Annotated in this window: 11 protein-coding genes and 1 pseudogene; all 12 read left to right on the top strand. The window is 39.7% G+C overall.

What is annotated here, in order from left to right:
- Window positions 1–5: 5 nt before the first annotated feature.
- Window positions 6–1,382, top strand: coding sequence for a UDP-N-acetylmuramoyl-L-alanine--D-glutamate ligase (murD, locus tag EKM93_RS06600; protein WP_125714233.1), 1,377 nt, complete (start codon window positions 6–8; stop codon window positions 1,380–1,382).
- Between the two features lie 2 nt (window positions 1,383–1,384).
- Window positions 1,385–2,488: an undecaprenyldiphospho-muramoylpentapeptide beta-N-acetylglucosaminyltransferase gene (murG, locus tag EKM93_RS06595; protein ID WP_125714231.1), complete on the top strand. Its 1,104-nt coding sequence runs from the start codon at window positions 1,385–1,387 to the stop codon at window positions 2,486–2,488.
- Window positions 2,489–2,500: 12 nt separating this feature from the next.
- Window positions 2,501–3,373 (top strand): cell division protein FtsQ/DivIB, encoded by an 873-nt coding sequence (locus tag EKM93_RS06590; RefSeq protein ID WP_125714229.1) that lies wholly within the window; start codon window positions 2,501–2,503, stop codon window positions 3,371–3,373.
- A 101-nt stretch (window positions 3,374–3,474) separates the two neighbouring features.
- Window positions 3,475–4,860 (top strand): cell division protein FtsA, encoded by a 1,386-nt coding sequence (gene ftsA, locus EKM93_RS06585; RefSeq protein WP_125714227.1) that lies wholly within the window; start codon window positions 3,475–3,477, stop codon window positions 4,858–4,860.
- A gap of 35 nt (window positions 4,861–4,895) precedes the next feature.
- Window positions 4,896–6,191 carry a cell division protein FtsZ gene (ftsZ, locus tag EKM93_RS06580; protein ID WP_125714225.1) on the top strand — a complete coding sequence of 432 codons (1,296 nt, stop codon included), beginning with the start codon at window positions 4,896–4,898 and terminating at the stop codon, window positions 6,189–6,191.
- A 31-nt stretch (window positions 6,192–6,222) separates the two neighbouring features.
- The gene (locus EKM93_RS06575; protein ID WP_164507014.1) at window positions 6,223–6,684 is read left to right on the top strand and encodes a cell division protein SepF; all 462 of its coding nucleotides are present in this window, start codon (window positions 6,223–6,225) and stop codon (window positions 6,682–6,684) included.
- A 26-nt stretch (window positions 6,685–6,710) separates the two neighbouring features.
- Window positions 6,711–6,986: a YggT family protein gene (locus EKM93_RS06570; protein ID WP_225423659.1), complete on the top strand. Its 276-nt coding sequence runs from the start codon at window positions 6,711–6,713 to the stop codon at window positions 6,984–6,986.
- A 22-nt stretch (window positions 6,987–7,008) separates the two neighbouring features.
- Window positions 7,009–7,788, top strand: coding sequence for a YlmH family RNA-binding protein (locus EKM93_RS06565; protein ID WP_125714223.1), 780 nt, complete (start codon window positions 7,009–7,011; stop codon window positions 7,786–7,788).
- 28 nt (window positions 7,789–7,816) lie between these two features.
- Window positions 7,817–8,308 (top strand): annotated as a pseudogene (locus EKM93_RS13625) (DivIVA domain-containing protein); the annotation flags it as partial.
- 767 nt (window positions 8,309–9,075) lie between these two features.
- Window positions 9,076–11,865 carry an isoleucine--tRNA ligase gene (ileS, locus tag EKM93_RS06555; RefSeq protein WP_125714219.1) on the top strand — a complete coding sequence of 930 codons (2,790 nt, stop codon included), beginning with the start codon at window positions 9,076–9,078 and terminating at the stop codon, window positions 11,863–11,865.
- A 125-nt stretch (window positions 11,866–11,990) separates the two neighbouring features.
- Window positions 11,991–12,974 carry a diaminopimelate epimerase gene (gene dapF, locus EKM93_RS06550; RefSeq protein WP_125714217.1) on the top strand — a complete coding sequence of 328 codons (984 nt, stop codon included), beginning with the start codon at window positions 11,991–11,993 and terminating at the stop codon, window positions 12,972–12,974.
- Window positions 12,975–12,988: 14 nt separating this feature from the next.
- Window positions 12,989–13,228 carry a cold-shock protein gene (locus tag EKM93_RS06545; RefSeq protein WP_125714214.1) on the top strand — a complete coding sequence of 80 codons (240 nt, stop codon included), beginning with the start codon at window positions 12,989–12,991 and terminating at the stop codon, window positions 13,226–13,228.
- Window positions 13,229–13,255: the final 27 nt, after the last annotated feature.

Raw genomic sequence — 13,255 nt, 5'->3', positions numbered from 1 at the left:
AGATCATGAAAAAGATTACAACGTATGAGAATCAAAAGGTATTAGTTTTAGGTTTGGCTAAAAGTGGGGTGCATGCCGCACAGCTTTTGAAACGGTTAGGGGCATTGGTGACAGTTAATGATGTCAAGCCTTTTGAAGAAAATCCAGATGCACAAACATTACTAGATGAAGGCATTCGTGTAATCACTGGCGGTCATCCTTTAGAGCTTTTAGATGAAGACTTTAAGGTAATGGTCAAAAATCCGGGGATTCCTTATACAAACCCCATGGTGCAAAAGGCCATTGCTAGAAAAATTAAAATTATTACAGAACCAGAATTGGCTTATGAAGTCAGTGAAGCACCAATGATTGGCGTCACTGGTTCCAATGGGAAAACGACAACAACAACGTTAATTGCGGACATGCTAAACGCAGATAAAACCGCACCAAAAGCTTATTTAGCTGGTAATATCGGTATTCCAGCCTCTGAAGTTGCTGAAAAAGTCACACCAGCTGATGTGATGGTCACGGAATTATCTAGTTTTCAATTATTAGGGGTAGCCGCAATGCAGCCGCATATTGCAGTGCTGACTAATATTTATGAAGCGCACTTAGATTATCATGGCACTCGAGAAAACTATATAAACGCCAAAATGAATATTACTAAAAATCAAACCGCCGCTGACTATTTTGTTGTGAACTGGGACGAAGCAGAGTGGCAGAATTTAAGTCAAAGAAGTAACGCCCAGATTGTGCCATTTTCTCGATTGGCCAAATCAAAAGCGGGGGCCTATGAATTAGATGGAAAACTCTATTTTAAAGGCGAATATATTATGGCTGCTGATCAAATCAAAATCCCTGGCGCACATAATGTGGAAAACGCCTTGGCTGCAATTGCCGTTGCTAAGCTGATGCAAGTTGAAAATGCAGCCATTGTTAAAGTTCTAGAAACCTTTAGCGGTGTGAAACATCGGATGCAGTTTGTCGAAGAATGGCAAGGTGTTCGAATTTATAATGACTCTAAGGCCACGAATATGGAAGCAACTGAAGTCGCCTTAAAGAGCTTTAAACAGCCAATTGTTTTAATTGGCGGCGGTTTAGATCGGGGCTTTACCTTTGAACCACTGGAACCGTTATTTAAAGCCCATGTCAAAGCAGCGGTGGTCTACGGTGAAACGAAACAGCTGATGGCTAAATCGCTGAAAGCTGCTGGCGTAGCGCAAATCGAAGTTTTGGATACGTTAGATGAAGCCGTCAAAGCAGCAATGGCCATAGTAACGGCAGGGGATGTTTTATTATTATCACCGGCAGCAGCAAGTTGGGATCAATTTCATACCTTTGAAGAACGGGGCGACCGGTTTATCGAAGACGTACAGAAAAATATTCAAATAGGACGGGCATAAGCATGCGAGTAATTATTTCAGGCGGTGGGACTGGTGGTCATATTTACCCAGCACTAGCCTTAATTCAGCAACTAATTGACCAAAATATTGCAACGAAAGATGATATTTTATACGTGGGCACCCATAAAGGTCTTGAAAGCCGAATTGTACCTGAACAAGGGCTCAAATTTGAGGCGATTAAAATTCAAGGCTTTAAACGTTCTTTAAACTTAACGAACTTTAAAACCGTTTCACTTTTTATCCAAAGTATTAAACGTTCAAAAGACTTGATTCGCCAGTTTAAACCTGATATCGTTGTGGGCACCGGCGGGTATGTTTCCAGCTCAGTCCTTTATGCCGCAGCGCGCATGAAGGTACCGACGATTATTCACGAACAAAATTCCATCGCCGGGGTGACTAATAAATTTCTAGCACGTTTTGTGGATAAAATCGCAATTTCTTTCCCAGATGCAGCTAAAGAGTTTCCAGAAAAGAAAAAGATTGTTTTAACGGGGAATCCTAGAGCGCAGCAAGTAGCAGGCATTCAAAGCAATCAACGCTTGGAAAGTTATCACTTAGACCCAGCTGTACCGACGTTGCTGATTTTTGGCGGCAGTCGAGGGGCAGAGGCGATTAATCAAGCTTTTGTAGCGGCTTATGGCGAATTAAGTCAGCGGGCTTATCAGGTGTTATTTGTCACTGGACAAGTGCACTACGACAAAATTGCGCAGCAGTTGAAAAAACGGCATAGCAAAAATATTGCAGTCGTGCCTTATATTACAGATATGCCTAGCTTGTTAGTGGATATTACCGGGATCGTTGGCCGAGCTGGGGCTACGAGTATTGCGGAGATTACGGCATTAGGGTTACCAGCCATTTTGATTCCCAGCCCTTATGTTACCCACGATCATCAGACAAAGAATGCAGAAAGTCTCGTGCGTGCCGGCGCCGCTTTAATGTTGCGTGAAGATCAGCTTAGTCAACGCAGTTTGTTACGAAATGCAGATACGTTAATGCAAGATGCTGTTTTACGCAGGAGTATGGCGGCGGCTTCTAAGAAGCTGGGCACACCTAAAGCGGCTGATGATTTAATCAAAGTCATGCAGGAATTAGTGCATAAGAAGTAGGTGGAAAGTTTTATGGCCTTTTTTCGAAAGAAGCAGGCGCGAGCGCAAAAACAAGTTCAAAAAGAACCAACTGAAATTATCAAGCCTTGGCGACGTTATCTTGACAAAAAAGATCAAGCCTCTGAAACTATTCGTCCAGCGCGGCCTGTAGGCGAAGTGCTGCCAAAGTTAAAAGCTACCCGGAAGCGGCATTTAAAACGGAATTTAATCATTGTTTTAGTGCCACTGTGCCTTTTATTAATCTTTGTGGCGTATTATGTTTCACCGATTAGCAAAGTGGGCAATGTCAGCGTTCAAGGGACCGAGGTCATTGCGGATCAAACGATTATTGACCACAGTGGTGTTCAAAAAAATGATCATATTTTAAAATTATTACGTCAGAAAAAGAAGATTTCAGCTGCAATTTTAGCTGGTGTGCCAGGTCTAAAAACGGCTGAATTAAATATTTCAAATTTTAATCAGTTGACGTTTAACGTCACAGAGTATCGTCAAATTGGTTACTTGAATAAAAAAAATCATTATTACAGTGTTTTAAGCAATGGTACGATCTTAAAAGATGTCGTAGCCAAGCCGGTGGGTAATTTGCCGGTTTTAGAAGGTTTTACGGAAGGTAAAAAATTAAATTTCTTAATTAAAACATTTAAAAATTTACCATTAAGTATTCAAAATGATATTTCGGAGATTCATTTAACTCATTCAAAAATTAACCCCTATCAAGTACGGATTTATATGAATGATGAAAATGAAGTTATTGCAGATTTACGAACAATACAAAAGAAATTACCGAATTATCCGATTTATGCAAAAGCATTAAAGCAAAAAGGTGTTATTGATATCGAAGTTGGTGTGTTTGCTTATCCATTTAGTAAAGACACTAAAAAGTAAGGCTTTTTTAAAGGTTTTGCCATATGGTAGAATTTATGAGTGTGTTATGGTTAAAATATTAATAAGTTTACGTAAATCGTTTGTAAGGGGGTTCCATTTCAATGGACAATTCAGGAATATATGTTGGGTTAGATATTGGGACCACATCTATAAAAGTTATTATTGCTGAATCTGTTCAAGGTCAATTAAATATAATAGGTGTCGGGAGCGATCGTTCAAAAGGTATGAACCGCGGTGTTGTGGTGGATATAGACCAGGTTGCAGCGGCTATACAAAATGCCGTTCATCAAGCAGAGCAAAAGGCGAATGTTAGTATTTCTGATGTTTATGCTGGAATCCCTGCCAACATGCTTAGTATCGAGCCATGTCAAGGCATGATTGCTGTGAGTGACGAATCTAAAGAGATTACCGATCAAGACGTGCGTAATGTTGCAGCGGCGGCATTGATTCGTAACTTGCCACCGGAAAGAGAAATAATTGACCTTGTTCCGGATGAATTTATAGTTGATGGCTTCGATGGCATCAAAGATCCAAGGGGTATGATCGGCGTTCGCCTAGAAATGCACGGGATTGTGTTTACATCACCAAAAACCGTCATTCATAATATTAAAAAAAGTATTGCAAAAGCTGGTTTAAATTTAAAGAGTCTGATTGTAGAACCATTAGCGTTAGGCAAAGTTGCCTTGACAGATGGTGAGCAAGATTTTGGAACGATCCTAATTGATTTAGGCGGCGGTCAGAGTACTGCAGCAGTCATTCATGATCATAAATTAAAATTTACACAAGTTGACCAAGAGGGCGGCGAATATATTACAAAAGATATTTCAGTCGTTTTGAATACTTCTTTTGGCAATGCTGAAAAATTAAAGCGTGATTATGGTAATGCGAATACAGACGTCACCTCAGAAACTGAAGAATTTCCAGTAGAAACCGTCGGCCAAACAGATGCTGTTTTAGTCAGCGAGCATTATTTATCTGAAATTATCGAAGCTAGAGCAGAACAGATTTTGACCCGGCTAGGGACAGCCTTAGATCGTGTTAAAGCTTTCGATCTGCCCGGTGGGATTGTGATTACTGGCGGTGTGACGGCTTTACCGGGTATTGCAGATTTAGTGGCAGAAATGTATGATCGCAGTGTGAAATTGTATATTCCAGATCAAATGGGATTAAGACATCCGTCTTTTGCCCAGGCTTTTGGCTTAGTGACTTATGTTTCTAGGTTATCTGAGGTAGACCGTTTGGTGCATACACCAATTTCAAGTGCCACCGCAGATTATGTCAGCAGCACAAGAACGACGCAGACAACCACTACGGCCACAAATCAAACTGTCAAAAAAGCAAAACCTGCAGATCATACGATGAAAGATGATTTAACACCAAATGAAACCGCAACACAACAAAATGCTGACGCGACAGCAAAACCTAAAAAGGAAAAGAAAAAACGCGGTGAAAGTATTCGAAGTTTCTTAAATAACTTCTTTGAATAAAAATACGATACCCAATTATTGTAGGAGGAAATTCTATGGAATTCTCACTAGATTCACAGCAAGATACTGGCGCAATCATCAAAGTTATTGGTGTTGGCGGTGCTGGTGGCAATGCTGTTAATCGCATGATTGATGAAGGCGTCCAAGGCGTTGAATTCATCGTTGCAAATACAGATGTTCAAGCTTTAGAAAGTTCAAAAGCTGAAACTAAAATTCAATTAGGCCCAAAACTTACCCGTGGTTTAGGCGCAGGTTCAAATCCTGAAATCGGTGAAAAAGCCGCTCAGGAAAGTGACGAAGCGATCCAAGAATCACTTAAAGATGCAGATATGGTTTTTGTAACAGCTGGTATGGGCGGTGGTACCGGGACTGGTGCAGCACCGGTTGTAGCCAAAGCGGCTAAAGATCTAGGCGCTTTAACGGTAGGCGTTGTAACGCGACCTTTTAGTTTTGAAGGGCCTAAACGCGGTCGTAATGCGGCTGAAGGCATTGCGCAATTAAAGGAACACGTGGATACATTAGTTGTAATTGCTAATAACCGTTTATTGGAAACCGTCGATAAAAAGACGCCGATGTTGGAAGCTTTCCATGCGGCAGATAACATTTTACGGCAAGGGGTTCAAGGTATCTCTGATCTAATTACAGCACCAGGCTACGTCAACTTGGACTTTGCCGATGTTAAAACGGTCATGGAAGATCAAGGTTCTGCATTGATGGGCATCGGCTCAGCAACTGGCGAAAACCGGACAACAGAAGCCACTAAAAAGGCAATTTCTTCACCATTATTGGAAGCTTCAATTGATGGTGCAAAACAAGTACTGTTAAATATTACCGGCGGCCCGGACTTCTCCTTATATGAAGCGCAAGATGCTTCAGGCATTGTGGCACAAGCTGCAACGAGTGAAGTAAACATCATCTTTGGGGTTTTGATTAATGAGAATTTAGGCGATGAAGTGGTTGTTACCGTGATCGCTACCGGAATTGAAGATCAAAATGAATCTTTTAAAGCAAATACCAATATGTCAAAGCCTAATCCCGCTACTTTTCAAACTAAAAAAGTAGCGACACCAAAACCTAATATCGCACCAAATGGGGCCAATTCAACGAATAATGACCCGAATGCTGCGAATCAAAAACCAGACAATGATCCATTCGTTGGCTGGGATGTTCGACAAGAACCACAAAATAAACGGACAAATACCGCAAATCAAGATTTTAACAATGTTGAAAAAAAGAGCTTTGATATTTTTCAACGGGCTGACGAACCTAGAAGTGATTCTGGAGATGAAAGTGATAGCACGCCACCATTTTTCAAGAGACGTCATAAATAATTTATTTGCTTAGTGTATTGGAGGTCAGATTGTGGGATTTGAAAAAATTAGCCGCTTTTTCGGCATGAGCGATGAAGATTTTAATGAAGATATCAATAATGAACCAGCACAACAACAAGCACCCGTACAAGAAAGTACTGCCCGGGAACGCTCTGAAATGCGCCAAAAAGCACCTGTTGAAAATACGAATGTCGTTTCAATGAATCAAGTCAAGAATAATCAGACAAGCAAAATTGTTTTATTCGAACCAAGAGTTTATTCTGACGCCAAAGAAGTTGGCACGCATTTGTTAAATGGTCGCGCTGTAATTGTTAATTTTACAAGAATTGACGAAAAGCAGGCTAAGCGTATCATTGACTTTTTAACTGGGACAATCTTTGCAATTAAAGGCGAAATTCAACGTGTTGGTGACTGTATCTTTTTATGTACACCGTCTAAATTTGAAATTGACGGTAATATCAGTGACATTATTCGTGATAAGAAAATTAACTAGACCAAAATCAATGATGAGGTGACACGTTGCAATCTTTTCTTTACTTTTTATTTATAGGTATTCGCTTTGCTTTTGATGCGTTTACTTGGTTGATTATTATTTATACCTTGCTTTCTTGGATTCCAAATGCGTATAACACTAAATTTGCAGCCTTACTTAATAGAATTGTCGGGCCTTATTTAGGCGTATTTGATCGCATTATTCCACCAATTATGGGGATTAGCTTTTCGCCAATTGTTGCGATTATCGCATTGCAGTTCGTCGAAAGAGGCTTATTAATGTTTGTAAATATATTTATTTAGGAATTTTTATTTGGAGGGGCACATGGACTCTGGAATATATCAGCATTTTCGTAAAGATGAAGCACCTTTTATTGATCGGATGACCGAGCTGATCAATACCGCTTTAACAGAATATCGGCCTATATTGACGGAGTTCTTGGACCCAAGACAAATTTACATTGTTAATGCCTTGATGCACAGTGATGAAGTCAGCATTCATCAATTCGGCGGCTATCCAGCTGCAGAAAAACAACGTCTAATTATTGCACCAGACTATTTTGAACCGCAAACAAGTGATTTTAACATGACACCAATCTTGATTAAATATCCTGAAAAATTTGCTGAATTAAAACATGGGACTATTTTAGGGACTTTGGTTAACCAGGGAATCGATCGGGATGTTTTCGGAGATATCATTACAGATGGCACGGTTTGGCAGTTCTTTGTAGACACCAAAATTTTAGATTTTGTGTTGGCCCAAATTGATCATATAGGCCGGATTAAAGTTCGCTTGGAAGCAATTGATTTTCCAAATATTATTCAACCGGTTGTTGAATGGGTAGCTGAAAGTTTAACAGTTGCTTCGTATCGATTGGATACCTTGGTTTCTGACGTGTTTAAGGTTTCACGACAACGGGCAAAACAGATTATTGAAGCGAACCAAGTAAAAGTAAATTGGCAGATCGTTCAAAAACCTGATTTTGAAGTACGTTCATTGGACATGATTTCTGTACGACATTTTGGCAGAGTCCAAATTTTAGAAAACCAAGGCGAAACTCGCAAAGGGAAAATTCGCTTAGAAACTAGAACATTGCGCAAGTAATATTTGGAAACTTTTGGAGGCTAGAATTATGGCTTTAACATCGTTAGATATTCACAATAAGGAGTTTAACGTCCGTTTTAGGGGTTATGATCAAGATCAAGTCAACGATTTTTTAGATCAAATTATTAAAGACTATGAAGCATTAATTCGCCGTAATGAGGATTTAGAGCGGGCTTTAAAAGATAATCAAGAAAAGGTCGCTTATTTTACAGACTTAAAAGACGCATTAAATCAATCAATCATTGTAGCCCAAGATGCTGCAGATAAAGTGAAAGTTAATGCGCAAAGAGAGTCTGAGATCATTCAAGATGACGCGGAGAAACAAGCGCGGCAATTATTGAATGAATCTACTGACAAATCCAATCAGATTTTGCAAGATGCTTCTGAAAAAGCCCGGCAAATTACGGTTGAAACAGACGATTTGAAGAAACAAACTCGGATTTTCCGGCAGCGACTGCAAGTTATGTTGGAATCTCAACTAGAGATTGTAAAAAGTCCGGAATGGAATGAACTGTTAAATGACGATCAAATTGCCAATAACAGTCAAATTAACCAACAATTAAATTATAATCGTAATCCACAAAATGATTATGATCGCAATCAATATAATAACTACAGCAACGATAATTTGGCGCAAGACTATAGTTTTAATGATGCCGATGATAATCCTTATACAACTTTTGATCAGGCACAAAATGAAATGCCTGGCAATTCTGAGCCTAATAACGGGCCACAGCAACCTTATGCGCCACATCAAACCGCCTATCAGTTTGATGACACTACCGCTGCTAATGACGCCCAAGGGCAAGCAATAACACCGGATGAGCTTAAGGCAAAGGCACAGACCGCCGATCCTAAAATTAATCCTGGTGATAATAGTCATACGCAAATGAATTTGCCACAACAGGCACAACTGGATTCAGATTATTTTGAACAAAAACCAGATCAAAATCGACCGACGATCATCTTCCCAGATGACGCAACAAGTGGTACAATGAATAACAATAAGCCAAAAGGCAATTGAAGATCACATGATTAGTAAAGACTTTGCAGCGATTCGGTGAATGGTGAGAGACCGAAAAGGAACCTTTACTTTTGCATATCAGCTTCAAAAAAGTCTGCTTTTGATTTGAAATCATAGTAAAATCAAACGGGTCATAGCCGTTAAACTATGCTAAAGGGAAAAATTATTTTCTAAAATTTAGGTGGTACCACGAAGATCTCGTCCTAAGCGGCTAGGTCTTTTTTTGTGGTTTTAAAGCCTATAACTTATTGAGGAGGCGTCACATGCGTATTAAAGATACTTTGAACTTAGGTAAAACTAAGTTTCCGATGCGAGGCAATTTGCCAAATAAAGAACCAGAGCGTCAAGCAATTTGGAAAGAAAACAAGCTTTATGAACAACGACAAAAATTAAATGAAGGTAAGCCAACCTTTATTCTTCATGATGGGCCCCCTTACGCCAACGGGAATATCCACATGGGACATGCTTTAAATAAAATTAGTAAGGATATTATTGTCCGCTCTAAATCTATGAGCGGTTTTAGAGCGCCTTACGTTCCTGGCTGGGATACACATGGTTTGCCAATTGAACAAGAATTGACCAAACAAGGTGTTGATCGTAAGTCAATGAGCATGGCAGATTATCGAGAATTATGTCGCAAATATGCCTTATCTCAAGTAGACAAGCAACGTGAAGATTTTAAACGGCTTGGTGTTTCTGGTGATTGGGATCATCCTTATATTACATTGCAGCACGAATATGAAGCTGAACAAATTCGGGTTTTTGGTAAAATGGCCAATGAAGGCTATATTTATAAAGGTAAAAAACCTGTTTACTGGTCACCATCTTCTGAATCAACTTTGGCGGAAGCTGAAATTGAATACAAGGATGTAAAATCACCTTCAATTTATGTTGCTTTTAAAGTCGTGGATGGCAAAGATTTGTTAGATGATGATACCTCATTTATTATCTGGACGACGACACCTTGGACATTACCTTCTAACTTAGCAATTTGTGCCAATCCTAAATTTGACTATGTTCAAGTTGACGCTGATGGCAAGAAATATGTCATTGCAGAAGGTATGTTGGATCAAGTCAAAGAAACATTAGAATGGCAAGACGTTAAAATCTTAAAGACATTCAAAGGTAGCGACTTGGAGTACATGACGGCAAAACACCCATTTTATGATCGCACGTCATTATTGATCGTAGGGAATCATGTCACTTTAGATGAAGGTACTGGTTTAGTCCATACTGCACCGGGTCATGGGACAGATGACTTCTTTGTCAGTCAAAAATATCATTTACCTGTACTTTCACCAATCGATGGTCAAGGCCGTTATACGGATGAAGCCCCTGGTTTTGAAGGCATGTTTTATGACGATGCTAACAAGAAAGTGACCGATCTTTTAAAAGAAAAAGGCGCTTTGTTAAAACTTAGCTTCTTCACCCATAGTTATCCCCATGACTGGCGGACTAAAAAACCTGTTATTTTCCGGGCAACGACTCAATGGTTTGCTTCGGTAGATGCTTTTAGAGATAAGATCTTAGCTGCCGTTGAAAGTGTCACTTATAAACCTTATTGGGGTAAAACACGACTTTATAACATGATTAAAGATCGTGGCGACTGGGTTATTTCTCGGCAAAGAGCTTGGGGTGTCCCACTACCAATTTTCTATGCTGAAAACGGGGATGCCATTATTACACCAGAAACGATCAAACATGTTGCTGATTTATTTGAAGAATTCGGCTCTAATGTTTGGTTCCAAAGAGAAGCTAAAGACTTATTGCCAGAAGGGTTCACGCATCCTGGCAGTCCAAATGGTGCTTTTACAAAAGAAAATGACATTATGGACGTCTGGTTTGACTCCGGTTCTTCTCATCAAGCTGTTTTGAAACAACGGCCTGAATTAAGCTTCCCGGCAGATCTATACTTGGAAGGTTCTGACCAATATCGGGGCTGGTTTAACTCTAGTTTGATCACTTCAGTAGCGGTCACAGGTCAAGCACCTTATCGGCAAATCTTATCTCAAGGGTTCACTTTAGATAATAAAGGCCGTAAGATGAGTAAATCGTTAGGGAATGTCATTGTCCCTAATGATGTGATTAAGCAAATGGGTGCCGATATTATCAGATTATGGGTTGCTTCGGTAGATTCTAACTCTGACGTAGCTGTCTCAATGGATATTTTCCGGCAGACTTCTGAAGCTTATCGGAAGATTCGGAATACAATGCGTTTCATGTTGGCGAACACAAGTGATTTTGATCCAAAGGCTGATCATATTGCTTATGAAGATTTAGCTGCAGCCGATCGTTATCTAGAAGTTCGGTTAAATCAAGTTATTAAAACTTGTTTAGAAGCCTATGATGCTTACGATTTTGCGACAGTTTATAAAACAATTACAGCCTTTTTGACCAACGATTTATCAGCATTTTACTTGGATTTTGCCAAAGACGTTGTTTATATTGAAGCTGAAAAGAGCTTGAAACGCCGTCAAATGCAACAAGTCATGTATGATGTAGCTGTTGCCTTAACTAAGTTGTTGACACCAATTTTGCCTCATACAACAGAAGAAATCTGGGGTTATTTAAAAGAACCTGAAGATTTTGTACAATTAAGTGAAATGCCAGAAGTACAAACTTTTGACAATCAAGACGCATTGTTGGAAGAATGGACAGACTTTATGACTTTACGGGATGAAGTGCTTAAAGCCTTAGAAGAAGCTCGGAATGCCAAAGTTATTGGTAAATCTTTAGAAGCGCACGTCACAATTTATCCAAACGAACCAACAAAGGCATTATTGGACGTTATCAGCGACAATGTGAAACAATTGCTAATTGTTTCTAAGTTGACAATTGCGGACAGTAAAGCAGATGCACCAAGTGATGCCTTGAGTTTCGAAGATGCAGCTATTAAAGTTACACATGCGCCTGGTGAAGTTTGTGAACGTTGCCGGATGACAAAAGAAGATGTAGGTACCGATGCTAAATTGCCACATATCTGCGGCCGTTGTGCAAGTATTTTACATGAGAACTTCGAAGATGCTGTTGAAGCAGGTTTTGAAGAAAAATAAAGGTTAATTTAAAAATGCAGATTCAGCTGGTAGCAGCTAAGTCTGCATTTTTTAATGAAAAAATTCATTTTGTTTATGAGAACTTTATGATAAACTGGAAGCATTATCTTCTAAGGGGTGCACGTATGCAAATTAAGCTCATTAAAGTTCATGGCTCTGGAAACACATTCTTTTTGCTGGACACAACAAAATTAACACAACCTCTGCCAGAATCAGAAATCGTAAAATTAACCCAACAAGTCACGAATCGACAAACTGGTTTACTTGGCGGTGCGGATGGTATTTTGTTGGTGGAAAATAGTGATCATCCGGGTGTAGTTGGCCGTATGCGGGTGATTAATGCGGATGGTTCTGAAGCCAGCATGTGTGGTAACGGTCTTAGGACTGTGGCCCGTTACTTATCAGAAGCAACACAGCAAGATGAATTTAAAGTTCAAACAATGTATCAAGATTTACATGTTCAAAAGGACGAAGCATTAGCTGAAGGCGTAGCTGCATTTAAAGTGGAAATTTCGCCAGTCAGTTTTGCGGCCCAAGATTTGAAGATGCACTTTGATGGTAAAGATAAGGTGATTGATGAAATTTTACCGGCCTTATCAGATACGTTGCGTTTTACAGCAGTAGCCGTACCAAATCCGCATTTGATCAGCTTTGTAACACCAGAAGTCTTAGCTGGACCGGAATTAAAACGAATTGCGTCTTATTTAAATGGCAAAAATCCTTATTTCCCAGAAGGAGTTAATGTGAGCTTTGTCGTTTTACAAAAGCCGGGGACAATTTTTGTAAAAACTTATGAACGGGGTGTGGGCTTCACCAATGCCTGTGGGACAGCCATGTCAGCTTCTAGCTTATTGACGGCGTTATTGCGCTCTGAATATGCGAGCTTTGATCAAAAGTTGAATGTTTATAATCCTGGTGGTATGGTTAAGACGGTACCGCATGATGATAACGGCCGTTATTGGATTGATCTAATTGGTAATGCGACGTTCCAAGATAGAATTACTCTTGATTTAGACGCTGCTTTACAAGGTGATTTTACCAATGCAGCTGTGACACCAACTACGGAACAGACACAATATTTAGATTTTATCAAAACTATAAAAAGTTAGGAATCGATTATAAGATGATTGGAACAGTAAAGAGTTTTGACCAGCAAAAGGGCTTTGGCTTTATTCAAACTGCAGATGAAGGCGATATTTTTGTCCATTTTGCAGCGATTATGACGCCGGGCTATAAAACCTTAAATGTTGGCGATCAAGTTAACTTTGTGATTGCTGAAGGCTCCAGAGGCCCACAAGCTGCTCAAGTACAGCTTGTTAAAGACGAAGCACCGACTGAATTAGACGACGATGTGCAAGCTTAAGTTAGTAAAGAAATTCAATTCAATTTT

It is taken from the genome of Agrilactobacillus yilanensis (assembly GCF_003946725.1).
GTDB lineage: Bacteria > Bacillota > Bacilli > Lactobacillales > Lactobacillaceae > Agrilactobacillus > Agrilactobacillus yilanensis.
Note: the sequence above shows the minus strand (reverse complement) of the source record. Positions and strands in the feature narration are given on the sequence as shown.